The following is a 23,848-nucleotide window of genomic DNA, read 5'->3' on the forward strand; positions in this document are numbered from 1 at the left end:
GCCCGCACATCCGGACGATCTCGCGCCGGCATTCGGGTGACATGCGTCCCTGCGCCTGTGCTTGGGCGATTGCCGCGAGACCCAGTCCGCCCATCGCTCCGCTGATCGCGATGGCCTTAATGATCGACATCGCCCGCATGAATTTCGTCCTCGATCCGATGCGACCCGGCTCGGGAAAGGAAAGTGACACCTAGCCCGGCTATCTGTCGAGCAACGGATTGTCGCGCAGTGTCGCGCCGCTTGCCATTGCCTCGCGCCCGCCGTTTGCCTAGGGCCGCGCGGGTTTCCCGCTGCAGGAGCAATCGTGGCCAACGTCACCGTAATCGGCGCCCAGTGGGGCGATGAGGGCAAGGGCAAGATCGTCGACTGGCTCGCCAGCCGCGCCGACGCGGTCGTCCGTTTCCAGGGCGGACACAACGCCGGCCACACACTGGTTGTCGGCAACACCACTTACAAGCTGAGCTTGCTGCCGAGCGGCATCGTCACCGGAACGCTGTCGATCATCGGCAACGGCGTCGTGCTCGATCCCTGGCACCTCATGAGCGAGATCGAAAAGCTCGAGGGGCAGGGCGTCACGATAAACCCCGACAACTTCGCGATCGCCGACAACTGTCCGTTGATCCTGCCGATCCACCGTGATCTCGACGGCTTGCGCGAAACGGCGGCGGGCTCGGGCAAGATCGGTACCACAGGGCGCGGCATTGGCCCCGCCTACGAGGACAAGGTCGGCCGCCGCGCGATCCGCGTGTGCGACCTTGCCCACCTCGACCAGCTCGACCCACAGCTCGATCGCCTCTGCGCGCACCACGATGCGCTGCGGGCGGGCTTCGGCGAGCCGCCGGTCGACCGTGCCCGCTTGCTCGCCGACCTCGCCGAAATCGCGCCTTACGTGCTGCAGTATGCGCAGCCGGTGTGGAAGCGCCTGAAGAAGGTGCGCAAGGCGGGCGCGAAGATCCTGTTCGAGGGCGCGCAGGGCGTGCTGCTCGACGTCGATCACGGGACTTATCCGTTCGTCACGAGCAGCAACACCGTCAGCGGCACCGCGGCGAGCGGGAGCGGTCTGGGACCGTCGAGCACCGGCTTCGTGCTCGGCATCGTCAAAGCCTACACCACCCGCGTCGGCAGCGGCCCGTTCCCGACCGAACTCGAAGACGAAACCGGCCAGAAGCTGGGCGAGCGGGGCCATGAGTTCGGGACTGTCACCGGGCGCAAGCGCCGCTGCGGCTGGTTCGATGCAGTGCTCGTGCGGCAAAGCTGCGCGATCTCGGGCGTGACCGGCATCGCGCTCACCAAGCTCGATGTGCTCGACGGCTTCGACACCGTGAAGATCTGCACCGGCTATCGCCTGCGCGACCAGGACGGAAAGAGCCGTATCCTCGACTATTTCCCGAGCCACTCCGCGGACCAGGCCGCGGTCGAGCCTATCTACGAGGAGATGGATGGCTGGCACGAAACGACCGCGGGCGCGCGCTCGTGGGCAGACCTGCCGGCCCAGGCGATCAAGTATATCAGCCGCGTGCAGGAACTGATCGAGACGCCCGTTTCGCTGGTTTCCACCAGCCCCGAGCGCGAGGATACTATCCTCGTGCGCGATCCGTTCATCGACTGATCATGCGCGCGGCTCGCATCGCCGCCGTCTTGCTGCTGACCACCGCCTGCGCGCAGGCGCAGGAAGCGACGATCCCGGTCGCCGACATGGTGCTGGTCGACAAGTCCGATCGCACGCTGACGCTCTACCGCGACGGGCGGCCCACGTGGACGGTCGAAGGCATCCAGCTTGGCGATGCGCCCGAGGGTCACAAACAGTTCGAGGGCGACGAGCGCACGCCTGAGGGGCGCTACATCATCGATTACGGTAATCCGCAGAGCGCGTATCATCTGAGCCTGCACATATCGTACCCCAACGCCGCCGATCGTGCCTATGCCAGCGAGCGGGGTCGCTCGCCGGGCGGGGCGATCTTCATCCACGGCCAGCCCAACGCGCTGCCGCCCGGGCGGGTGCCGGGGGACTGGACCGACGGCTGTATCGCGGTCTCGAACGACGAGATCGAGGTGCTCTGGCAGGCGATACCCAACGGAACACCGATCACCATCCGGCCGTAGGCGCGGTTGACTTGGGCGGAGTTTGTTCTACTCTTGTTCGCCTGGGTTGCTATGGAGATGTCCGGATGAGGCAGGCGGATTTCGCCTACGGTTCCGCCGGCGCGGCGGCTTCGCCCGCGTTCGGCGGCGACGCACTCGCGTGCGTTGCAGGGGTTTATTCGGTCCGCGCCTCCTCGGCTGCGGACCTGCGCGACGATGCGCGGACTGCCGGGTTCGGGGTCGCGGATTATGACCTGCTCGCCGAACTGGATGGATCGCCCCCGACGCTTGCCGCAGACGTGATGCTGGTCGATTGCCCGGTGCAGGACGGGGCCACGCTGGCCGCGCTGGTCCATCTCGACTTGCGCGCGGCTGCGAGCGGTACGCCGGTGGTGGTCAGCACTACGCTCGACGCATTGGAAGCCGTTTTCGCGTGTCTCGAGATGTCGAAGTCGGAACTTCTGGTCGAACCCACTAAGGGGGAACGCGTATTGGCCCTTGCCCGGTCCTTGACCAAGATGCCGCGAATGAGGGTTCGCGAACTTGACGAGGGTGATCGGCTGACGCTTTTCCGCCTTACCGAGCAGGTTGCCCAGATCGCCGCTCAGATCGATCGCCTGTCCGATGGTCCGCCTGCCTTCCGGCTCGAATCGCCGGCCGACGAATTCCGAGCGCAGGGCGAGGCGGAGCGCAAACTCATCCGGGCGCCGCGGCCGCCGCTGCCCGATCCGCGTCTCGTCCGGAAGATTATCCGCCAGCGCAAGCTCCGCGCGCAGTTCCTCGGCACCGACCTGTTCGCCGATCCCGCGTGGGACATCCTGCTCGACCTGACCGCTGCGCGGGCAGAGCACACCCGCGTATCGGTCACTTCGCTGTGCATCGCCAGCGGCGTGCCGCCGACCACGGCGCTTCGGTGGATCGCGCAGATGACCGAGGCGGGCCTGCTCGAGCGGGTAGAGGACGACAGCGACCGCCGCCCGGCCTTTATCCAGCTCAGCGATAAGGCGGCCGATGCTCTGGCGCGCTACTTCGCGGAACTCGGCAAGGACGCCAAATCGCTGGTCTAGGGCGAACGCCAGGGTTTCCGCGGGTGGTTAACTCGCCAATGCTCGTTGGGAATTCGGCAACCAATTCGTCCTAGGGTGCCTCAGTCGCAAGAGGTACCGAGCCGGTGATCGAAGTCGAAATCCAGAACGAGACCCACCAGTCCCAGCATCGAATCAGGTTTGCCGCCGTTCCCCGTATCGGTGAAGGCATCCGCCTGCTCGAGCCGGATGGCTGCTGGGCAAGCTATGACGTGCTCGACCTGTGGTATCAGAAGGCCGATTTCGGCGACGTCTGGGTGCCCTACCTCCACGTCTGCATGACGCCGAGCGAGAAAGCCAATCTCGCGCCCGCCCCAGCTCAGCAGCCGATCGGCGACACCGAATTCACCGAGGATGACCGGCCCGTCTATGGCGAAGAGGAGTTCGTGTCATTCACGGGTTGATCAAGCGCCTCGGCCCCACCGACGGGGCACCGCCGCCGCGTGTCGTCGCAGCCGAGCCGCGCGCGCCCGAAGCACCGCAGCCGGCGCAGCGCACCTGCCTGCTGGTCGACGATTCGCGGATGATCCGCAAGGTCGCCCGGCGCATCGTCGAAGGCATCGGCTATGCAGTGATCGAGGCGGAGAATGGCGAAGAGGGCCTTGCCCGATGCCGTGCCGCGATGCCGCACCTCGTCATCACCGACTGGAACATGCCGGTCATGAGTGGGATCGAATTCGTCACCGCCCTGCGCGCCATTCCGACCCAGCGCCCGCCGCGCGTGGTTTTCTGCACGACCAATTCGGGCGCGCGCGACATCCACAAGGGCATTGCCGCCGGTGCCGACGAGTACGTCATCAAGCCGTTCGACGATGCCTCGCTGATCAGCCGCCTGCAGGCGATCGGCGCGGCGTAGCATTCAGTCACGCGAGCGGATCACCACCGTCCGACCGGCGGGAGTTCCGTCGCTGGGACCGCGCACGGCGTCGGCGCGGGCGCGGTCGAGGATCGCCGCCGGCACGCCGGCATCGTGCAGCACCGTGTCGGCCTCTCCCAGCCAGCGCGCCTGCCGCAAAGTGAGATCGTCGGGGTCGTTGCTGGTGAGCACGATGGCGAGCACTTCGTCGTCATTGGCTTGAAGCGGTTCGGCTTCCAGCCACGCGTCCAGGCGCGCGGCGGAATCTCTGCGCAGCGGATCGAGCGGGCCGCCGGTCGTCAGCGCTCCATCGATGGCGCGGCGTCGCTCGGCCGGGTCGGGCCAGCGAGTTCGCAGGGCGTCGCGCGCGCGGTACAGGGCGTCAGCCAGGGTCCCCAGCGTCGGGGGAAGGATCGCCTCGAGCCGCAGACGCACCTGCTTCGCGAGTCCTGCCGAGGCGCCCCCGGTGCCGACCGCAATCAGCACCGGATTGCGGTCGAGCACACTCGGCACTGTAAAATCGCACAGCTCGGGCCGGTCGGTCACGTTGACCAGCAAGCCCTTGCAGCGCAGCCGAATTGCCGCCGCCTCCGCCTGCTTGCGATCGTCGATCGCCACGAACGCGAGCCGCGCATGGTGCGCCTCGGGCTCGCCGCAGCAGGTCCCGCCGGCGCGCTCGACGAGCCGCCGCTTGGCATCCGCGGCGTCACCGTCGCCCAGCACCACCACCCGCTGCCCGCCGATCCTGTGGAACAGCGGGAGGCTGCTCAGAGCCATTCGGGTACCCGCTCGGCGTCCATGATCGAATGCGGCATGATGCGGTCCGCAACCACCGCGAACCTGTCGCCGTCCACCAACACTTCGGCAACGTATCCGCGGCTGTTGTAGCTCGACGCCATCGTCGCGCCGTACGCGCCCGCGGTGCGGAAAACCGCGAGGTCGCCCGCCGCCAGCGAGTCGATCTCGCGGTCCATCGCGAAGGTGTCGCCGGTCTCGCAGATCGGGCCGACGATGTGCGCGGTCATCCGCTCTCCCGTCGGCGTCACGCCGTCGAAATCGTGCCATGCGCCGTACATCGCGGGGCGGGCGAGGTCGTTCATCGCCGCATCGACGATCACGAACGGCGGACCGTTGCCGCTGCGCTTGGAGCGGATTACGCGGGTGAGCAGCACGCCCGCGTTGCCCGCGATCACGCGGCCGGGCTCGAACATCAGGCGCACGTCCCAACCGGCAGTCACGCGCGCGACCATCGCACCGTATTCGGCAGGGGTCGGGAATACTTCACCCTTGCGATAGGGCACGCCGATGCCGCCGCCGAGGTCGGCATGGGTGACCGACTGGCCGTTCGCGCGCAGTTCGCCGATCAGCTCGCCGAGCTTGAGGAAGGCGGTTTCGAGCGGTTCCAGCTCGGCGAGCTGGCTGCCGATGTGGACCGCCACCCCGCGCATATCGAGGCCCGGCAGTGCGGCGAGCGCGGCGTAGATCGCCGCCGCCCGGTCGAGCGGAACGCCGAACTTGTTCTCGCGCTTGCCGGTCGAGATCTTCTCGTGGGTCCGCGCATCGACGTCCGGGTTCACGCGCAGCGCGCAGGCCACCTGCACACCGCGTTCCTGAGCGATGCGCGACAACTCGTGGCCTTCTTCCTCGCTTTCGAGATTGAACTGACCGATGCCCGCAGCGATCCCCTGGATCAGCTCGGCATGGGTCTTGCCGACGCCCGAGAACACCACGTCCCGGGGCAGGATTCCCGCCGCGAGCGCACGGGTCAGTTCGCCGCCGCTGACGACGTCGGCGCCGAAGCCCTCCTTCGCCAGCACCTTGAGAACCGCGAGGTTCGGGTTGGCCTTGACCGCGAAGGCGATGTGCGGGTCCTTCAGTCCCGAGAGGCCGTCGCGGAATACGCGCGCGTGGCGCACCAGCGTGGCGCGCGAATAAACGTAGACGGGGGTGCCGACCCCTTCCGCGATGGCGGGCAGGGGCACGTCCTCGACATGGAGGACGCCATCACGAAGCTCGAAATAGTCCATCGGCGGTGCGCTTAGCCCAGGTTCGGCGAGGCGGCCAAGCAAGCCTTGCTTGGGCGGGCATGGCCGCAGGTTATTGCCGCCAGCCTATTCGGGCGGCAGGTCGAACGGATCGTCGGTGCGCTCCTCGGACCGCTTGCGCAGTTCGACCGTGCGTTCGGGCGCGGCGATGGGATCGGGCTTGAGAAGCGTCTCGGGCGTGGGCTGGATCTTGGCGCCATAGGGTGCGGGCGGCAGCGAGCGTCCGGGAAGCGGTTCGAGGTCAGCCTTCTGCCCGCACGCGGCGAGCAGCAAGCTTGCACCGATGATAACTGCGACCTTCATCGTCACTCCATCCCGAGCGCGGCGCGCGCCGCGGCTACCTGTTGCCTTACCCGCTCGGGCGCGGTCCCGCCATAGCTGGCGCGGGCTGCGACCGAGGCATCCACCGACAGCGCGGCGAACACGCGTTCGTCGATGTGCAAATGAAGCGCTTGAAAGTCCGCCAATGACAGTTGATCGAGTGCCACACCGCGGCTTTCGGCGAGTTTGACGGCCGCGCCGGTGATGTGGTGCGCCTCGCGGAACGGCACGTCGGCCTCGCGCACGAGCCAGTCGGCAAGGTCGGTGGCGGTGGCATAGCCAAGCTCCGCCGCCTGCCGCATCCGATCGGTGCGAAAGGTCGAATCGGCGATCATCCCGGTCATCGCCGCGATGCTGAGCCCGAGCAGGCTATGCGCCTCGAACACCGGCGGCTTGTCGTCCTGCATGTCCTTCGAATAGGCGAGCGGGAGGCCCTTCATCGTCACCATCAGGCTCGTCAGGCAGCCGACGATGCGGCCCGAATGGCCGCGCACCAGTTCCGCCGCGTCGGGGTTCTTCTTCTGCGGCATGATCGAACTGCCGGTGCTGAGCGTATCGGGCAGGCGCACGAAGCCGAACGGCTGGCTCGCCCACAGGATCAGCTCTTCGGCAAGGCGGCTGAGGTGCAGCGCGCATTGGGCAGCGGCCTGCAGATAGTCGAGCGCGAAGTCGCGATCGCTCACCGCATCGAGGCTGTTGCCGGTCGGCCGGTCGAAGCCGAGCGCGGTGGCGGTCGCATCGCGATCGAGCGGAAAACCGGTCCCGGCCAGCGCGGCCGAGCCGAGCGGGCACTCGTTCCCCCGCGCCCGCGCATCGGCGAAGCGCGAACGGTCGCGCCGCAGCATCTCGTAATAGGCCATGAGGTGATGGCCGAGCGTCACCGGCTGGGCGGTCTGCAAGTGGGTGAATCCGGGCATGATGCTGTCCGCGTGCTCGCCCGCCCGCGTCACCAGCGCGCGCTGGAGGCCGAGCAGACCCGCGTCGACCTGGTCGATCGCGTCGCGCACCCACAGGCGAAAGTCGGTCGCGACCTGGTCGTTGCGGCTGCGCCCCGTGTGGAGACGGCCGGCGGGGGCGCCGATCAGCTCGGCGAGGCGGCTTTCGGTGACCATGTGGATGTCCTCGAGGTCCCAGTTCTCGGGAACGCCGCTCGCCTCGTATTCGGCGGCGACGCGATCGAGGCCCTCGGCGATCGCGATGGCATCGGCGGCCGATACGATACCCTGCGCACCCAGCATGGCGACATGGGCCTTCGACGCGGCGATGTCCTGCCGCCACAGCGCCTTGTCGAACGGGATCGAGGCGTTGATTTCGCGCATGATCGCGCTAGGCCCCTCGGCGAAGCGCCCGCCCCACATGGAGTTCGCCCCCTTGCCGTCATTGTCGTTCCGACTGTCGCTCACGCTTTTCGCCTCGGTCGCCCTGCTCGGCGCGTGCAGTAGGGAAGAGCCTGCCGAGCCGCAAGAACAGGCGTCGCCTGCCGCCACGGGCGCGCTGACCGGCACGATCGACCGCAGCCATGCGGGCGACCTGCTGCCCGCCGTCGCCCTGACCGACCCCGACGGCAAGGCGCTCAACACCGGCGCGCTCGGCGGCAAGCCGGTGCTGCTCAACCTGTGGGCGACGTGGTGCGGGCCGTGCGTGGAGGAAATGCCCACGCTCGATGGGCTCGCGGGCGATTATGGCGACAAACTGCGCGTGATCGTCGCCAGCCAGGACCTGCAAGGCGCGGAAAAGGTCGTGCCGTTCTTCGACAAGGCGAAATTCGCCCACCTCGAACCGTGGCTCGACCGGGAGAATGCCTTGTCCACCGCGCTCGGCGGCGACGGCGTGCTGCCGACGACGGTGCTCTATTCGGCGAGCGGAGAAGAGATCGCCCGCGTGGTCGGCGGTTTCGACTGGCAGAGCGCGGATGCGAAGGCGCTGGTTGATGAGGCGGTGGGGGGCTGAGGGCTTCGTCGGCGGGCAGCGTCAGCCCCGGTTCGCCGCGCAGGGCGCAGATGAGGGGCGCGCTAGGATGGCCGCTTTCGGGGATGTCGGTCATTGGCGTGACCGACCGCTTTTGGGGTGGTAAGCTGACATCTCCACTAGCAGATTCGAGCTGTCCGTTTTGGGCCGCCAGCAGTGTGGTGGGCGCTTCGTGAGGCGGGAAAGCAGCTCTCCCGCAGGCAACCCATTGCAGATTTTAGCTCCCTCGTCTGTTTACATTATTCAGACTGAAAGAAGCGCGTACCGATTCTCAATGCATTCCGGCCGCGCTGTGTGACCTGGGCCAGCGGGAACCCTGCCTGCTAATCAGCATTCTTTTTCATCATGCCAGACGACGCAAACACCGCGGAAGTAACGCGCACGATCGAGCGCTGGACGCTCGCGGTCCAGCGCGGGAAGATCAGTGAAATCGTCGCAAACCACCCTGACGACGTACTCATGTTTGACGTCAATGGCCCTCTGCAGTGGCAAGGGCTCGATGAATATCGGAAAACATGGGAGTATTTTTTCAAGTTCGGTGAACCAGCTGAGGATTTGTTCGTAATCGAGGAGTTGGCTGTCACGGCGGGAGACGATGTAGCCTTCGCGACAGGTCTTCTGCGGATCGGCGGGTCTGCTGAACCCATTTGTCGACTAACTCTCGGTCTTCGCAAGGAGGGTGATCACTGGGTTATCGCGCACGAACACCACTCATCTGCTGATCCATTCGATGAGCCGCCACAGTGACCGCAAGTGCCCAGCCCACTACGTGTCTTACCTTTGCCCGTTCGGCGGAGATTGCTGTCGAGCGATACGTGCGATTATTCAATTCCGTGTTCGGAGCGTCCAGAATCGAAAGCATCAATCACTTCGACGCATATGAACTCGCGGAATTGCGGAAGTTGCCAGAGATATCCGTCGAAATCATGCCCACGGAGGGTGTGAAGTCGATCAGGTTCGTATTGGACCGGCAGCAGTTCTATGCCGTCAACGGCGGTGCCTTCTTTGGAAAATTCAATGAGAGCACCTCAATCTATGTTTCTTGCGAAACGCAGGGCCAAATCGACGAGTTGTGGGCGGACCTCTCCCGTGATTGCCTAGAAGAGCAGCCATGTGGCTGGATTAAAGATCGTTACGGCATTTCATGGCAAATCGTGCCGAGCTTTGTATGGGACATTGAGGAAAGTGAGGACCGCGCACGGTCGGCTCGCATGAACGTCGCCTTGTTCCGGATGACGAAAATCGACATCGCTGAACTCAGGAAAGCCGTTGGTATCCAATAAGGAGTTACTCTGATCAGTCAGCGGTCCTCCAGGGCATTTCATGTATACGTCGCCGCGGCGATCTTCATCGATCATTTGGTCAATTCCTTTTTCCCGGATTTCGTCGCGCTTGGCCTGCCCGATCCACCCAATGTAATCGTTGCGCTGGTAGGCCGGTCTTCGCTCGTAAGCTGTCACGAGCCGATGCCGCTTAAGCTCTGTCCGGACATCCTCGGGAATCGGGTGTCGCGGTCGCTTTGCCATCCTTACTGTCCGACAGTGATTTCGACGCTAACGGCCGACCGTTCCGCCGGGCCGTGATAGACGGCTTCGATGTTATTGCCGTCGGGGTCGAGCAGAAATGCCGCATAATAGCCTGGGTGATAAGCCCGTAATCCCGGAGGCCCATTGTCGCGACCGCCGGCGGCAAGACCGGCGGCATGGAAGCGTTGCACCGTATCCCGATCCTTTGCTTGGAAAGCGAGGTGGACGTTTGTGCTGCCCGCTTCGCCGCCGATCCAAAGTTCGTCAGCGGAAAGGTGCGCGTCGTCGGTTTGAACATCGACGTCCAGAACATTCAAGATAGCGACATAAAAGGCCTAAGTCGCTGTGATGTCCTCGGCGTGGAGGTGGATATGATCTGTAAGACGACCGCGCTTTACGCGCATCTCGAGAACTCCATAATGCTTATCGCAGTTTCGAAACGTGATCCAAAAAAGGTGGTTCCGTCATCACGGCATGAACAAGCATTTTGTTTTTCGATGAACCGAGGTCTGTCCTCGGACGACAGCGGAATGATTGAGGCCTCTGAAAGTAAGGTGCAACATGACTATGAGATGATTGACCCCTTTGGGGTCGTTAACGGAAAGTCCGGTTTCGAGCCGATCGATCCGATACCCGCCTTGCGGATGAGGAGCCTCGCTTCGCCCTTCGCTGTCGCTCGGGAGTTTCGACCTGAAATCATTCCCCGGATGATTTCATGCAGTCGACCCTTCGCTGCCGCTCGGGAGTTTTCGCGCGAAACAGTCCCCCGGACTGTTTCGTCCAGCGCCCTTCGCTGCCGCTCGGGAGTTTCGACCTGAAATCATCCACCGGATGATTTCATGCAGTCGACCCTTCGCTGTCGCTCGGGAGTTTTCGCGCGAAACAGTCCCCCGGACTGTTTCGTCCAGCGAAAACTGGTGGTGGACGCAGTTCCGAGCGAACCAGTCTCGGACACCGAGTTACCCTGTTCTGCGGGAATTTACAGGGAATTCGCGAAAAATGAGAGCCATTCAGAGTAGTCTGTTCAACCCAAAAAGCCCGGAATCCCGCCAGTTTTCATACCCATTTCCCTAAACTCCGAACAGGGAATTCCCTCACCGTTATCAGCGAACGTATCGATCAGAACACGGAATTGGTTGGTGTTAGAGGGAAATCGATTTCCGCGAACTGAGCGTGTGAGACCGGACACCGGAAATCTCTAGCTCCGGTTGTGATCGCCTTGGTTTCCTAAGACATGAATGGATGCCCGGACCTTGGTCAACGCGTCTTCAAGACCGCGTTCGACGGCTTTCAATTCCAGGGCCAGTTGAAGGCCTTCGTGACCGGTAAGTTCCAAGATCAAACTCATGATCGCGGGCGAGTTTGAGGCCAGCGCCAGTATGTGTAGCCCGCCTGGGCAGGCATCGCCGTGGAGCCATTTTCTCGCGGTACGATCGCTGACGTGGGTCCAGCGCATCACCGTTTTTGTTGCCCTGCGAGTCGCTCCAAGTTCAGCCTTGAGAGCTTGCCCAATATGCACTGCTAGTTCGGAATCCGTCAGTACAAACCGTGAATTCGGAACTTGAGTTCCGCTTTTAAGAACCACGCTTCGCCCTTTCCTATTGTAAAAGGCTCTTTTCGCAGCAGGCTCATTGTGGGGCAGCGATGGTCATCAAATGGCTGGACACAAATGGGTTAGGACCGCCTGGCGAACCGCCTAAGCAGCGCGCGGCGGAATATGTCCGCATGTCGACCGAACATCAGAAATATTCGACCGACAACCAGTCAGCCGCGATCTGCAAATATGCCGAGCAGCGCGGCTATGAGATCGTCCGGACCTATGCCGATGAAGGAAAGAGCGGCCTCAATATCGGCGGACGCCTAGGCCTGCAAAAGCTGCTCGAGGACGTGGAATCCGGCCAAGCGGACTTCACAGCATTGCTCGTCTATGACGTGAGCCGGTGGGGCCGCTTCCAGGATCCAGACGAGGCAGCATCTTACGAGCTTCGTTGCCGAAGGGCCGGCGTTCAGGTCCATTACTGTGCAGAGCAGTTCGAGAACGATGGCAGCATCGGCTCCTCGATCATCAAGACGGTCAAGCGAGCGATGGCCGGCGAATACAGCCGTGAACTGTCGGTCAAGGTCTTTGCTGGCCAGGCGAACCTGATCCGGCTCGGCTTCCGGCAAGGCGGTCCAGCCGGTTTTGGACTCAGGCGCATGCTCGTCGACCAGTCTGGCGCCGAGAAGGGCCTTCTCGATCACGGCGAGCACAAGAGTATTACCACCGACCGGGTCGTCCTGGTGCCGGGACCGCAAGATGAGATCTCAGTCGTTCGCGATGTCTACCGCCAATTCGTCAAAGATGGCCTTACCGAACGGGAGATCGCCGACGATCTCAACCAGCATGGCATTGCAACCGATCTCGGTCGTCCCTGGACCCGCGGCTCGGTCCATCAATTGCTGATCAACGAGAAGTACATCGGTAACAATGTCTGGGGCCGCACATCCTGTAAGCTCAAAGGCGCACATGTTCGCAACGAGCCCGAAGAATGGATCCGGGCGGACGGAGCCTTCGAAGGCATAGTCTCTGCCGACCTGTTCAATGCTGCGCAGGCCATCATCCGACAACGAAGTGCGCGGTTGACCGACGATGAGATGCTCAAGCTCCTGGAAACGATCCTCAAGCACAATGGCTACCTGTCAGGCCTGATCATCGACGAGGCAGAGGACTGCCCCTCGAGCAGCTCCTTCCGCACCCGCTTCGGCAGTTTACTGAGGGCCTATGCCTTGGTCGGCTTCGCGCCGGACCATGACTACCGCTACCTCGAGACCAACCGGAGGTTGCGGGAAATGTATCCCAGCATCATCCAGTCCGTTCTCGACGGCATCGCCAAGGCCGGTGGGTTTGCCACACGGGATCCCTCAACCGATCTCCTGACGATCAACCGGGAATTCACGGCCTCGCTGGTCATTGTCCGTTGCTTCCAGACATCAGCTGGCAGCCTGCGCTGGAAGTTGCGCCTCGACACCGCGCTCAAACCCAACCTCACCGTCGCCATCCGGATGGAGGACGGAAACGAAAGCCCCAAGGACTATTACCTGCTGCCACGGCTTGATATGCGCGATGCCGTCCTGCGGCTTGCTGAATACAATGGCCTCTCGCTCGATGCCTATCGCTTCGATACGCTGGCGCCCTTCTACCAAATGGCAGCACGTTCGCGCTTCAAGGAGGCGGCCTGATGTCAGCCCTGCCTGCCCAGCGCGTCGAGATGATCCCCATTGACCGCATCACTGTGGTCAACCCGCGCATACGCAATAAGCGCAATTTCAAGGAGATCGTCGACAACATTGCGAAGATCGGTCTCAAGAAGCCGATCACCGTCACCAGGCGCGCCGAAGCTGGTGGTCCCTTCTATGACCTCGTCTGCGGCCAAGGCCGTCTCGAAGCCTATGTCGAGCTTGGCCAATCCGAGGTGCCGGCGCTCGTCGTTACCGCAGATCCTGAAGACAGTCTGATCGCCAGCCTGGTCGAAAACTGCGCCCGCAGGCAGCATCGGGCAATCGATCTGCTGCAGGATATTCGCGGAATGGAGGAGCGCGGATATTCGCAAGCGGAGATCGCGCGCAAGACTGGTCTCACGGCCGAATACGTCCACGGCGTCTCGCGCCTCATCGAAAAGGGCGAGCAGCGCCTCCTGCGATCCGTCGAGAGCGGGTTCATCCCTTTGAGTGTTGCTGTCGAGATCGCCGAGTCCGAAGACCACGAAGTACAGGCTGCGCTTTCCAGCGCCTACGAGCGCGGCTTGCTCAAGGGTCGCAAGCTACTCATGGCGCGCAAGATCATCGAGACCCGCCGGCGCCGAGGAAAGGGCCTTGCCACTAGCGACCGGCAAAGGAACGATCGCGTCTCGGCAGAAGCTCTGGTCAAGGCCTACCAGGAGGACACCGATCGCAAACGATCTCTCATCCAGCGCGCCAATGCTACGCGGGATCGCCTGCTTATCATAATCGAAGCGCTGCGGCGCCTTGCTCAGGACGAACGCTATGTCGTCCTGCTTGAAGATGAGGACCTGGCCACCCTCCCACAGAACCTCATGGCGAGAATTCATCCAGAGTCAGGACCTGGCGCATGACACGCTCGCGCCAGCCATCGTTGCCACATGCGTTCGAGGATTCGACGCTGCGTATTCCCATCGCGGATATCGTTCCACTGCGTGAGTTTCGCCCGGACGTTCGCAAATCAGTGAAGTATAGGCAGATCGCCGCATCGATCGCGGAAGTCGGCATTATAGAGCCGCCCGTTGTCGTTCGTGATCCGCTCACCAAAGGGCGCTTCCGCCTGCTCGATGGACATTTGCGGATCGATATTCTGGTTGCCCAGGGCGTTCAGGAGGTAGTGTGCCTCGTCGCCACCGAGGATGAAGCCTTCACCTACAACCGCCGGGTGAGCCGGATCGCGATTATCCAGGAACACCGCATGATTTTGCAGGCGGTGAAGCGCGGTGTTTCGGAAGAGCGGCTCGCCCGCGCGCTCAACCTCAACATTCACAGCATCCGCAAGAAGCGCAATCTGCTCGTCGGCATCTGCCCGGAAGCTGCCGACCTGCTGCGAGACAAGCATGTTCCGCTCAATGCCTTCACCGAGCTGAGGCGATTGAAGCCAATGCGCCAGATCGCGGCTGCCGAAATGATGATCGCGATGAACAAATACTCGCTCGGCTATGTGAAATCGATCGTCGCCGCGACACCTGCCGATCAGCTGGTCGAAGGCAAGCAGCAGACTGTTCGTGGCCTCTCACCCGAGCAGGTCGATCTCATGACCCAGGAAGCCGAACGGCTCGACCGAGAGTTCAAACTCATCGAGCAAAGCTATGGCGCCGATCACCTCGACCTGGTGCTGGCCACGGCATACGTCGCCAGCCTACTGGATAACGCTCGGGTCGTGCGTCACCTGGCGCAGGAGCACGCTAACTTACTGCACGAATTCCAGAAGATCGCCGAAATGCAGAAGGCGGCATGATGGGGACCCGGACCCGATAAGCGCGGGGACCGCGGGAGACGCCGCACTATGGGGCGGATCGAGCGCGGCGGTGGGAATGGCGGCGAACCCGCATGAAGCCCACCCGGGGATCACGAGATCCCCGTTCTTCGTGCGCGTCAGCCGACGGCCGGCTGACGCGCACTACTGTCTTGTCTGATGGCCATTGCGGTGAGGTTGATACCTATTTCATGCAATGCAATCTTGCTTTCCTGAGGGACCGCCATTCGCCGCTGCTCCTCGACCTGCCCTGTGGTAAGCCCAGTCATTGCGGAAAGATGCAAGATCTATCACCGCATCGTTTGCGGAGATTATTGCTGTAATCTCCGCAAAGGATGCGCTGAAGATGGCCCATATCTACGAACGGGTCGACCGGCAAAGTTTCCGCTGGAAAGGTGAACTAACTAGGCCCGCATCGACAAGGGATCTGACGTCGCGTGAGGCAAAGCAGGTCACGATGGATCCCTGTTCGAGAAGAAAAATTCGAGATTTCGGAACAGGGAATTCTCACACCGATAACAGGGAATTTATACGGACAGTCAGCATGATGACCTGCGCTGTCCGCTGAAGTGCAAGCCAAAACCCCGCTTGACTTAGGGGCCTTCGACAATAACAATTGCGGCGTCTCTCGAAGCAGATTGGCACCGCGCTCCGGCGCTACGCAGCAGCATAGGAGACAACTTCATCAGCCACGCAATTGCGGGGCCGGATGGTGGTTGTCCGCAAATCTGCTGCTGCTCCCATTCTGCCTCCTTGCTGGCCAGCAAGAAAGTAGAGACCATGCCAAAACCAGCAGCGACGAAACGCTCCGTCCTGTCCAACAGGAGCGATGCTCTCGAGCAGCGCTTTGGACCGATCGAGTACCGAGCGATCGACAGCCTCACCACTTACAAGGACAACCCGCGCAAGCATCCCGAGCACCAGTTGGTCAAACTGGGTGCCTCGATGAACGAGTTCGGCTTTGTGATGCCGGCACTTATCGATGAGGACGATGTCATCATCGCCGGCGAAGCCCGCATAGCGGCTGCCAAGCGTATTGGCATGGCCGAAGTTCCGGTGATCATCGCCCACCAGTGGAGCAAGGCGCAGGTGCGCGCCTACCGGCTGGCCGACAACAAGTTGGCTGAATTGGCGAACTGGGACGCGGAAGTGCTCGCCATGGAGATTGCCGCGATCATCGAGATGGACGAGACCCCGATCGAGATTCTCGGTTTCGAGACCGCGGAAGTTGATTTGCTCCTCGATGACAACCGCAAGGCGGAGACGTCCGAAGACGAGGCCGACGAACAGCTCGATGTGCCCGTCAATCCGGTCACCCGCCCTGGTGACCTGTGGATGCTGGGCAAGCACCGGCTGCTTTGCGCCTCCAGCCTCGAGACGGCGAGCTGGGATGAACTACTTGCGGGCGAAATCGCCGCGATGGCTTTCACCGATCCGCCCTACAATGTGCCGGTCTCGGGGCACGTGTGTGGTCTCGGGAAGACGAGCCACGCCGAGTTCGCCATGGCCTCTGGCGAAATGTCTAGCCCCGAGTTCATCGCCTTCCTTACGGGCTTCCTCAAGGTGATGCTGCCGTACCTCAAGGACGGTGCGGTGCTCGACCTGTGCATGGACTGGCGGCACCTCGCTGAACTTCAGGCCGCACTCGACGCCAATGCCCTGGCGCTGCTCAACACGTGTGTCTGGAACAAGACCAACGGCGGGATGGGTTCGCTCTACCGCTCCAAGCACGAACTGGTCTTGATCGCCAAGAAGGGCAAGGCACCCCACACCAACAATGTCGAACTGGGTAAGCACGGGCGTTACCGGACCAATGTCTGGGACTATGCCGGGGTCAACACCTTCGGACGTAACCGGATGGCCGACCTCGCCGACCATCCGACAGTCAAACCGGTCGCCCTGGTAGCCGACGCGATCCGCGATGTCAGCAAGCCCGGCGAGATCGTGCTCGATGCCTTCATGGGGTCTGGCACGACCATTCTGGCGGCGGAGCGGACCAAGCGGCGCGGCTTTGGCGTCGAGATCGATCCTGGCTACGTCGATGTCGCGATCCGCCGCTGGCAGAACTTGACCGGACAACAGGCCGTGTTGGCCAGCACCGGGCAGAGCTTTGCGGAGGTCGCGGCGGAGCGTGCGGAAACCGACGTCCGCGCAGCCGAGCAAGTCTGCGCCAGCGACGAAGCCACCATCGACCAGTGAGTATGGCGCCCGGTGCGCAGCTGCGCGCGCTGGGCGGCCTGCAGTTCCATCGCAAGGACACATCCCGTGCCGATCCGCCCCATCAAACCCGAGATCTCACCTGCAGCGCAACCAACTCTGCCGCCCGTGCGCTCGCGGTCCCGTCCAGTCTTACAAGAAAAAGGCGATATCCCCGAGCCCGAGCTGACCGAGCCGGCGCAGTCGAAGGAAGGATCTGACTATTCGGTCGGCTATGGCAAACCGCCCGTCGCCACCCGGTTCAAGCCGGGTAGGTCTGGCAACCCCAAGGGTCGTCCAAAGGCAGCCAAAGGTCTCAGCACAATCGTTCGCGACACCCTGACCCAGAAGGTAGCGGTCCGGACAGCGAATGGCGAACGGCGCATCAGCCGGATCGAGGCCGCCCTGCACAAGACGATCGAGCTGGCGATGAAGGGCAATCCAAGGGCGCTTGCGCAGTTGATCAAGTTGTATGGCGATGCCGTCCCTGACGCGAAGGCCAGTGTCGATCAGCAGACTCCCGATCAGGACCTGACCGCGACCGATCTCGCGATGCTTGAGGAGCTGCGGCTGATGCTCACGGCCGAGCAGGAGCAAGGCGAATGAAGCTCAATCCAAACATGCTGTCAGCGGCTCGGCGTCAGCACTTTCCCGCCTTCCTGATGAAATGTTTCGAAACACTCCATCCGGGCGATCCACCGCTGCACATGGCATGGTACCTTCACGCCACTTGCCACGCGTTGATGGAGGTTCACCGTGGGGCCGACCGGCGGCTCGTGATCACCAAGCCACCGCGCCACTTGAAGTCGATTACCGCGTCGGTCGCCTTTGTCGCCTGGGTGCTCGGGCATGATCCCACGGCGCGGATCATGGTCGCGAGCTACAGCCAGGACCTGGCCCGTCATCACTCGAACCAGACCCGCATGATTATGGAAAGCGAGTGGTATGCCCGCGACTTTCCCGCCACGCGCATCAGCGACCGCGGCAACCGCGCACTGGAACTGGAAACCACCGCAGGCGGCGTGCGCAAAGCCGTGTCGGTCGGCGGTTCGATCACCGGCTTCGGCGCCGACATCATCATCGTCGATGATTGCATGAAGGCCGACGAGGCACGCAGTCCGACCATTCGGCAGGAGTTGCGCAACTGGTTCGACAACACCCTGCTCAGCCGTCTCAACGACAAGGCGGCCGGTTCCATCATCTCGATCCAGCAGCGCCTCCACGAAGACGATCTGCCCGCCTATCTGCTCGAGAAGGGGTATCACCACCTGAACCTGCCGGCGATTGCCACGAAGGACGAAATGATCCCAATTGGTCCGGGCCGGTTCCACCATCGCCAGGTTGGCGACCTCCTCAATCCCGACCGGGAAGACAGGGCTACACTCGAGCAGCTCCGCCGCGATCTCGGGCCCCTGGCCTTCGCGGCCCAGTATCAGCAGGATCCGATCACGGCGGAAGGCAATATGATCCGCCTCGATTGGTTCGGCACCTATGAAGAGCCGCCACCCCGCCACCGCTTCATCAAGGTGGTGCAGAGCTGGGATACGGGCATGACTGCAGCGCCAACCAGTGATTACTCGGTCTGCACGACCTGGGGCTTCGAGCTCGAGGAGCGCAAATGGTACCTGCTCGACGTCTTCCGCAAGCGCCTCGACTTTCCTGATCTCAAGCGCGCTGTGCTTGACCTGCGCAATCGCTACCGCGCCGACAAGGTGATCATGGAAGAGGCGGGCAGCGGCTACGCGCTTTACCAGGATCTGCGCGCCACCGGAAAATTGCGACTGCTCATGATCCCGCCGGTCTCGAGCAAGGAAGAACGATTCAACGGCTGTCTCGCCGAGGTCGAGGCCGGGTATTTCCTGCTTCCACGCGCAGCGCCTTGGCTTGATGACTTTCGCCGCGAGTTGCAGGCGTTTCCCGACGGAAAGTATGACGACCAGGCTGACAGCTTCAGCCAGTTCGTGCTGTTTCAGATGCGCAACTGGAATTGGATCCTGACGGAGCGAACCAAAGAGGGCAGGGTTCGAGCACGCGTTAGGCTTCGCAAGCGTCCCTGGTAATGAGTTGGGGTGAGCAAGTAACGGAGAGGGCTGGCAAGTGACGATCTACGTACCGACAAGCGGGACAAGCGACTGGCAGCGATTGCTGGCCGAGCCGGAGCTTCATTGGCGGGATGGGTACTCTGCCAAGATGCTAGCCGACTGCTGGGAAGCGGCGGATGGGATACCCCGCGAGGTAAGGAGCCTGCTTGAGGATATAGCACCGGACCCAGGCCTCTTGTTCGCGTTTCCCGAGCACAAGGTTCCGTTACCGGGTGCATCACGCGGTGCTAGCCAGAACGACATCTTCGCATTCGTCCGGGCCGGATCCATGACCGTAGCCGTCATGATCGAGGGAAAGGTCGACGAGTCCTTCGACCGCAGGTTAGGTGATTGGTTGGAGAATGCCTCGCCGGGCAAGCTCAAACGGCTGGATTACTTGGCCAACATGCTCGGTTTGGGCATGCAGGATATCCCTAGGACAGTTCACTATCAGCTTTTGCATCGCACAGTCTCTGCCCTGATCGAGGCCGAGAGGTTCAAGGCTGATGCGGCTGCGATGATCGTCCATTCGTTCTCGCCTACGGCCAAGTGGTTCGATGCTTTTGGGTCGTTTTGCGCGCTCCTCGGCGTCGACCCTCAGCCCGGAAAATTGTGCCGGGCAACCACCGCCACATGCCGACCACTGTTCCTCGGTTGGGCTAAGGGCAACTCAACCACGTTGGCAGGATGACGCCTGAAAGGGGGCAAGCACGGTACCATGAATTTCCAGCGGCAATTTCCGTGACTAGGTGGCGATGAAAGTGCGCAATGGGCATTGATGGTTGGGATTCACGGTGGAACGAAGCAAATCATGACTGACGATGAAATTCTGAACTGGCTTTCCCGAGACCGTTCACCAATCCGGCGCGATGGCGCGTTGCCCGAAAATGAAGTGGCCGAAGCCCTGACATCGTACTTCCGCAACGGACGGGCGCTGATCGATGACGCGCGTTTCATGGTGGCTAACGGCAGGTGGAGTCGTGCAGCCTCTATCGCTGTTCTTTCTCTGGAAGAATTGGCAAAAGTTCCGATGCTCGCGAACGCTTACTTGCAACATGAGTATGGCGGCGTGACGGATGCGTGGAAGGACTTTTGGAAGGCTCTGGGCAAGCATCGCGACAAACAGAAACACATTCTGTGCTATGGGTCGCTGCTCAAGGAGCGCATCGAAGCTGACGGGCCCTTTAATCGCTGGCTATACCGTTTCTCCGCGCCAGAAGGTTTGTTCGAGCGCCTGGATGCGTTCAAACAATCGGGGTTCTATGTGGACCTCCGCATGGACGGGGTGCACGCACCCAATTCTGAAATTGAAGTGCGGGATATCACTGATCTTCTGCTCGCATTGGCGCAGGAACGATGTGACAGCTTTGAATCCTGGCATGTTACGTCTCGCCGGAGCCTCGACTTTCTAAAGCAATCGTTTGACATGGGAGAAACGGGTCTCTGGCCGAAGAGCTTTCAGCCAGAAGAAGTCGAGGCGGATATCATCTATTCCGCATCTGCGATGAGTGCGGGCATTGTGCCCGACTATCATTCATTCACGGGCTATGTTCACGAGTACCGGAAGCGGGTGGCCGACAAGCGGCTGAAAGAAGCCTTTCTTTCAGTTGCGAAACGATATCGGGAGAGGATGGACGATAGCCGTTCAAGACTTCCGCAATATCATGGCCGCCTTTTCGAGCCAGCCAAGCTTCTGATATCAATAGACAAAATCGACAAGACATTCGGGAAATCCTTTGGTGACAAGATCACCGCAATCCTGTTCAAGGACGACAAAGAAGGTCCCGAAAATTAGCATATAGGCTACTCAGTATCCGAAATTTGCAAATGCCCGAGGCCCGACAACGTACAGATTATCGGCACCCTACCGATGAATAGGATTCTTGCGCGAGGGATCGAAGCCAGATGGCCGAGACTGCAGGCTCGGTTCACGAGAGCCTGCACCCGACAGGGACGCGCCCATATAGTCAGGCTCCCTTCACCATCCAGTTCTCCGGAAACCCGCCCTTATCGAGATGCGGCGCAACGACCTGAAGTTCGTCCGTGATTCTCTTCAGCGAATTCACGGCCTCCTGCGTCACGGTCGGGAACTTCAATTGGCGGGACACGGCGAGAATGGCTTCGACAAACGAGCGCAACCCGCAAAGCACCATGAAGACGCTGAATGTGTCCGCCTCCCTCGCCATGCGTTCGGCCAGTCCGTCCACGCCTTCCACACTCAAGGCAAAGAAGTAATTCAAGACATCCTCGGCATCATGATGGGCCTGCGAGCACATGGCGGCATAGATCGTCCTGTGATCGATCCGCCGCCCCAAGGCCGTAAGCCTGTCGATGAGCCCCGGCCATTTCTTCGTCTTCTCGGGATCAATCCCGCAATGCGCGACAAAGCCATCAATGAACTGCTCGTAGATATCCATCGCCTCGTTCTTTTGAACGATCCTCTGCTCGTGATCTTTCCGGATTTCAGGCGGAGCACTCGCGGCTTCTCTTGCCCACTTGCGGTTTTGCTCCCGCTCTTCCCGCACATAGGAGCGGAAGAATTGTGCGAGGCGCAACGACGGCGTCTCTCGCTCGATATAGGCCGTTGTCACCGAACTCTCGAAGACCGAGCGGGACAGAATCTCGGCTTCCCGCAAGTGTCCGATTACCATGAGTGCCAGCGCTCCTGCTGCGGTTTCATAAGAGCGGTCGATCAGCTTGATCAAAAGCCCGTGCGACGGATCGTCCCCCAGCTCGTCAAGACATTCGATCATCAGCAAATAAGGCGCACTTACGGCACAGATCGTATCGGCAAGCCCCGACGGCAAATCATCGGGCGACAAGCGCCGCCTCGCACAAAACAACTCCAATATGACCTTGTGCGCTTCTTCGTTCATTCTATCGGCGTCCAGCCTAAGACCCGCTCTATTTCGTCGCGGTAAGCAGTACGGATCGGGCACGGCGTCCGGCGAATGTATCGCTCTGCGTCGCTGAGCGTTTCCGCTTCCAGACCTTCGAGATAAGTAACGATCTGCGCACAGGTCGGAGTGACGAATGCGTCACGGAATTTCGGGTTGAGAGCCGTCCAGACGACACCGGCATAATCGCTCTGCGATGCCCACATTCCGACGACTTCGCATTCCTTGTGACCTGATGACCCGTGCGGGCTCCAGTGGCCCACCGACCGATGGATATATCGAGAAGTAATCTTCTCGCGGGCAGCGAGGGCCGTTCGGGCGTCATCCATCGACGTGACGTCAAGCTCGGCGCTAAAAACTCTCAACGGCGACGCCTGCGGCTCGATCACTAACGTAATCCGTCCGTCGGAAGACTGTCGGGCGAACTCTATCGGCAATTCAGGTCCGTCATGCCGCCATTCCGATGCGAGCGGCAATTCGCGCGGGTCCCACAGAAGCGACCCCCATCCAAGACAAACTATCGTCATATCGCCACCTTGAAATTTCCCGATGGATAGGCGGCGGCTGACAACTCGGCCATCGCGTTGCCGGAATTCAGCCAGCGGTCGACCTCTTCGGCAACCGCATCGACAGGTCGGGCGGTTTTGCCTTTCAGGATACATTCCCAAACGGTCAAGACGCGCCACCCCTTGTCGCGGAGACGAGCGACAATTCGTGAATCCCGCTGCCGGTTCGCTTCGAATTTCGATTGCCAAAATTTCGCGCGGGTCTTGGGCTTGGTCGAACGATAGCAACCGTGCGCGTGCCAAAAACATCCATGCACGAAGACCGCCGCGCGATATTTCGGAAAGACGAGATCGGGGCTCCCTGGAAGTTTGCGATCATGCAAGCGAAACCGCAGTCCTCGCCTGTGGAGTGCGCTTCGCAGCAATTTCTCCGGCGCGGTGTTCTTCTGGCCGACCGACGACATGATCCGTGAGCGTGTCTTCTGGTCGACCGTATCCATTCAAACCCGCTTCAACTGCTTGGTGGTGACGAGCGCTTCGAGATGACGATGAAGCTTGCTCGGTAGGGCTCCGCCTTGGACGAGCACGCCAGCCTCCATGTTCTTTTCCATCGCATGGCCCGTGAGGTTGGCACTGGAAATGAAGCAAAGCCTTTCATCCGCCACAGCGACCTTGGCGTGAACCTTACCGCCGGTAAAGGCGTCGGCCTTGTCCGACCAGAAATAGATTTTGGCGGACGGCAGAACCGACTTCATTTTGCCGATGACATCGAAGGACACTCCTCCGCCATGACTGCCGTCGGATTCGAGCAGCATGGAGAGCTCCACACCGTTCTCGATCGCCTGCCCTAGGGCCTTGATTATCAATTTGACCTCGTATGCAACGAAACTGGTCAAGAAGAGCTTCGTATGGGCAGCCCTGATGACCTGTAACAACGCTTGTTCGGTCTTCCTGGTCGCCACGAGCTCACTCGATGGCCCCGTCCATACGAGATCAACGACCTCCTCGGTCTTGGCTTTGTGATAAGCGTAGCTGGAGCCGATTAGCATACCGGCAAGCTCCGGACGGGGTACGTCGTAGGCATCAATCGCAACGATCAACTTGCCGAGGCGCGTTTTCGATGCGGGCGTGTTTGCCCACCCCGCAACGCTCGACTTCAACGAGCCGGCGGAGCTTTCCTGTATCATCTTGGCAAGCTGGTCCACCTTGGCTGGCGGACTGTTGGCCACGAGAGCGATTATGGCGTCGAGCAGTTCTTCCACGTCTCA

27 protein-coding genes and 1 pseudogene are annotated in these 23,848 nt (G+C 61.6%); 17 read left to right on the forward strand and 11 right to left on the reverse strand.

Annotated features, from left to right (window positions below):
- Nucleotides 1-304 precede the first annotated feature (304 nt).
- The 5 genes from ACWPMX_RS02655 to ACWPMX_RS02675 all read left to right on the forward strand — a co-directional run bounded on the left by ACWPMX_RS02655 (nucleotide 305) and on the right by ACWPMX_RS02675 (nucleotide 4,023).
- Nucleotides 305-1,609, forward strand: a complete 1,305-nt coding sequence (locus ACWPMX_RS02655; RefSeq protein ID WP_455698503.1) for an adenylosuccinate synthase — start codon at nucleotides 305-307, stop codon at nucleotides 1,607-1,609.
- A gap of 2 nt (nucleotides 1,610-1,611) precedes the next feature.
- Nucleotides 1,612-2,103, forward strand: coding sequence for a L,D-transpeptidase family protein (locus ACWPMX_RS02660; protein ID WP_455698504.1), 492 nt, complete (start codon nucleotides 1,612-1,614; stop codon nucleotides 2,101-2,103).
- 65 nt (nucleotides 2,104-2,168) lie between these two features.
- Nucleotides 2,169-3,149 carry a winged helix DNA-binding protein gene (locus tag ACWPMX_RS02665; RefSeq protein ID WP_455698505.1) on the forward strand — a complete coding sequence of 327 codons (981 nt, stop codon included), beginning with the start codon at nucleotides 2,169-2,171 and terminating at the stop codon, nucleotides 3,147-3,149.
- Between the two features lie 104 nt (nucleotides 3,150-3,253).
- A complete protein-coding gene (locus ACWPMX_RS02670; RefSeq protein WP_455698506.1) occupies nucleotides 3,254-3,571 on the forward strand; it encodes a hypothetical protein in 318 nt (105 codons plus the stop codon).
- The gene (locus ACWPMX_RS02675) at nucleotides 3,568-4,023 is read left to right on the forward strand and encodes a response regulator (RefSeq protein ID WP_455698507.1); all 456 of its coding nucleotides are present in this window, start codon (nucleotides 3,568-3,570) and stop codon (nucleotides 4,021-4,023) included. The genes ACWPMX_RS02670 and ACWPMX_RS02675 overlap by 4 nt, the downstream gene beginning before the upstream one ends.
- Before the next feature lie 3 nt (nucleotides 4,024-4,026).
- Here ACWPMX_RS02675 and ACWPMX_RS02680 read toward each other — a convergent pair whose 3' ends face one another.
- From ACWPMX_RS02680 to argH, 4 genes are all read right to left on the reverse strand, one after another.
- Nucleotides 4,027-4,800, reverse strand: a complete 774-nt coding sequence (locus ACWPMX_RS02680; RefSeq protein WP_455698508.1) for an NAD(P)-dependent oxidoreductase — start codon at nucleotides 4,798-4,800, stop codon at nucleotides 4,027-4,029.
- Nucleotides 4,791-6,050 carry a diaminopimelate decarboxylase gene (lysA, locus tag ACWPMX_RS02685; protein WP_455698509.1) on the reverse strand — a complete coding sequence of 420 codons (1,260 nt, stop codon included), beginning with the start codon at nucleotides 6,048-6,050 and terminating at the stop codon, nucleotides 4,791-4,793. The genes ACWPMX_RS02680 and lysA overlap by 10 nt, the downstream gene beginning before the upstream one ends.
- A gap of 84 nt (nucleotides 6,051-6,134) precedes the next feature.
- The gene (locus tag ACWPMX_RS02690; RefSeq protein ID WP_455698510.1) at nucleotides 6,135-6,371 is read right to left on the reverse strand and encodes a hypothetical protein; all 237 of its coding nucleotides are present in this window, start codon (nucleotides 6,369-6,371) and stop codon (nucleotides 6,135-6,137) included.
- A 2-nt stretch (nucleotides 6,372-6,373) separates the two neighbouring features.
- On the reverse strand, nucleotides 6,374-7,747 hold the full coding sequence (gene argH / locus ACWPMX_RS02695; protein WP_455700714.1) for an argininosuccinate lyase: 1,374 nt from the start codon (nucleotides 7,745-7,747) through the stop codon (nucleotides 6,374-6,376).
- Nucleotides 7,748-7,760: 13 nt separating this feature from the next.
- On the opposite strand from argH, the gene ACWPMX_RS02700 reads away from it, so the two are divergent.
- The 3 genes from ACWPMX_RS02700 (at nucleotide 7,761) to ACWPMX_RS02710 (ending at nucleotide 9,640) form a co-directional block, all read left to right on the forward strand.
- Entirely contained in the window at nucleotides 7,761-8,339 is a 579-nt protein-coding gene (locus ACWPMX_RS02700) for a TlpA family protein disulfide reductase (protein ID WP_455698511.1), read from the forward strand.
- A 363-nt stretch (nucleotides 8,340-8,702) separates the two neighbouring features.
- Nucleotides 8,703-9,104: a YybH family protein gene (locus ACWPMX_RS02705; protein ID WP_455698512.1), complete on the forward strand. Its 402-nt coding sequence runs from the start codon at nucleotides 8,703-8,705 to the stop codon at nucleotides 9,102-9,104.
- Nucleotides 9,101-9,640 carry a VOC family protein gene (locus ACWPMX_RS02710; RefSeq protein ID WP_455698513.1) on the forward strand — a complete coding sequence of 180 codons (540 nt, stop codon included), beginning with the start codon at nucleotides 9,101-9,103 and terminating at the stop codon, nucleotides 9,638-9,640. The genes ACWPMX_RS02705 and ACWPMX_RS02710 overlap by 4 nt, the downstream gene beginning before the upstream one ends.
- 75 nt (nucleotides 9,641-9,715) lie before the next feature.
- On the opposite strand, the pseudogene ACWPMX_RS02715 reads toward ACWPMX_RS02710, so the two are convergent.
- Nucleotides 9,716-9,883 (reverse strand): annotated as a pseudogene (locus ACWPMX_RS02715) (YdeI/OmpD-associated family protein); the annotation flags it as partial.
- A 2-nt stretch (nucleotides 9,884-9,885) separates the two neighbouring features.
- Nucleotides 9,886-10,137 (reverse strand): VOC family protein, encoded by a 252-nt coding sequence (locus tag ACWPMX_RS02720; RefSeq protein ID WP_455700715.1) that lies wholly within the window; start codon nucleotides 10,135-10,137, stop codon nucleotides 9,886-9,888.
- Between ACWPMX_RS02720 and ACWPMX_RS02725 the strand changes: the two genes are divergently transcribed.
- Nucleotides 10,060-10,701, forward strand: coding sequence for a hypothetical protein (locus ACWPMX_RS02725; protein ID WP_455700803.1), 642 nt, complete (start codon nucleotides 10,060-10,062; stop codon nucleotides 10,699-10,701). The two genes, ACWPMX_RS02720 and ACWPMX_RS02725, sit on opposite strands and share 78 nt — an antisense overlap.
- Before the next feature lie 380 nt (nucleotides 10,702-11,081).
- Here the strand turns inward: ACWPMX_RS02725 and ACWPMX_RS02730 are convergent, their stop codons facing one another.
- Complete coding sequence (locus ACWPMX_RS02730; RefSeq protein WP_455698514.1) at nucleotides 11,082-11,468, reverse strand: hypothetical protein; 387 nt, start codon at nucleotides 11,466-11,468, stop codon at nucleotides 11,082-11,084.
- 59 nt (nucleotides 11,469-11,527) lie between these two features.
- Between ACWPMX_RS02730 and ACWPMX_RS02735 the strand changes: the two genes are divergently transcribed.
- The 8 genes from ACWPMX_RS02735 (at nucleotide 11,528) to ACWPMX_RS02770 (ending at nucleotide 20,972) form a co-directional block, all read left to right on the forward strand.
- Nucleotides 11,528-13,102: a recombinase family protein gene (locus ACWPMX_RS02735; RefSeq protein ID WP_455698515.1), complete on the forward strand. Its 1,575-nt coding sequence runs from the start codon at nucleotides 11,528-11,530 to the stop codon at nucleotides 13,100-13,102.
- Between the two features lie 29 nt (nucleotides 13,103-13,131).
- A complete protein-coding gene (locus ACWPMX_RS02740; RefSeq protein ID WP_455700716.1) occupies nucleotides 13,132-13,995 on the forward strand; it encodes a plasmid partitioning protein RepB C-terminal domain-containing protein in 864 nt (287 codons plus the stop codon).
- Nucleotides 13,992-14,882 (forward strand): plasmid partitioning protein RepB C-terminal domain-containing protein, encoded by an 891-nt coding sequence (locus tag ACWPMX_RS02745; protein WP_455698516.1) that lies wholly within the window; start codon nucleotides 13,992-13,994, stop codon nucleotides 14,880-14,882. The genes ACWPMX_RS02740 and ACWPMX_RS02745 overlap by 4 nt, the downstream gene beginning before the upstream one ends.
- Before the next feature lie 798 nt (nucleotides 14,883-15,680).
- On the forward strand, nucleotides 15,681-17,099 hold the full coding sequence (locus ACWPMX_RS02750) for a site-specific DNA-methyltransferase (RefSeq protein ID WP_455698517.1): 1,419 nt from the start codon (nucleotides 15,681-15,683) through the stop codon (nucleotides 17,097-17,099).
- A gap of 66 nt (nucleotides 17,100-17,165) precedes the next feature.
- Complete coding sequence (locus tag ACWPMX_RS02755; RefSeq protein ID WP_455698518.1) at nucleotides 17,166-17,702, forward strand: DUF5681 domain-containing protein; 537 nt, start codon at nucleotides 17,166-17,168, stop codon at nucleotides 17,700-17,702.
- The gene (terL, locus tag ACWPMX_RS02760) at nucleotides 17,699-19,156 is read left to right on the forward strand and encodes a phage terminase large subunit (protein WP_455698519.1); all 1,458 of its coding nucleotides are present in this window, start codon (nucleotides 17,699-17,701) and stop codon (nucleotides 19,154-19,156) included. Before ACWPMX_RS02755 ends, terL begins: the two co-directional genes overlap by 4 nt.
- Nucleotides 19,157-19,193: 37 nt before the next feature.
- Nucleotides 19,194-19,868, forward strand: coding sequence for a DUF6946 family protein (locus ACWPMX_RS02765; RefSeq protein ID WP_455698520.1), 675 nt, complete (start codon nucleotides 19,194-19,196; stop codon nucleotides 19,866-19,868).
- Nucleotides 19,869-19,988: 120 nt separating this feature from the next.
- Nucleotides 19,989-20,972: an AbiV family abortive infection protein gene (locus tag ACWPMX_RS02770; RefSeq protein WP_455698521.1), complete on the forward strand. Its 984-nt coding sequence runs from the start codon at nucleotides 19,989-19,991 to the stop codon at nucleotides 20,970-20,972.
- A 172-nt stretch (nucleotides 20,973-21,144) separates the two neighbouring features.
- Here the strand turns inward: ACWPMX_RS02770 and ACWPMX_RS02775 are convergent, their stop codons facing one another.
- The 4 genes from ACWPMX_RS02775 to drmC all read right to left on the reverse strand — a co-directional run bounded on the left by ACWPMX_RS02775 (nucleotide 21,145) and on the right by drmC (nucleotide 23,842).
- Nucleotides 21,145-22,053, reverse strand: coding sequence for a DUF5677 domain-containing protein (locus ACWPMX_RS02775; protein ID WP_455698522.1), 909 nt, complete (start codon nucleotides 22,051-22,053; stop codon nucleotides 21,145-21,147).
- Nucleotides 22,050-22,463, reverse strand: a complete 414-nt coding sequence (locus ACWPMX_RS02780; RefSeq protein WP_455698523.1) for a hypothetical protein — start codon at nucleotides 22,461-22,463, stop codon at nucleotides 22,050-22,052. Before ACWPMX_RS02780 ends, ACWPMX_RS02775 begins: the two co-directional genes overlap by 4 nt.
- A 134-nt stretch (nucleotides 22,464-22,597) precedes the next feature.
- Nucleotides 22,598-23,080, reverse strand: coding sequence for a very short patch repair endonuclease (locus ACWPMX_RS02785; protein ID WP_455698524.1), 483 nt, complete (start codon nucleotides 23,078-23,080; stop codon nucleotides 22,598-22,600).
- The gene (gene drmC, locus ACWPMX_RS02790; protein WP_455698525.1) at nucleotides 23,081-23,842 is read right to left on the reverse strand and encodes a DISARM system phospholipase D-like protein DrmC; all 762 of its coding nucleotides are present in this window, start codon (nucleotides 23,840-23,842) and stop codon (nucleotides 23,081-23,083) included.
- Nucleotides 23,843-23,848: the final 6 nt, after the last annotated feature.

The organism is Tsuneonella sp. HG094 (assembly GCF_053819285.1).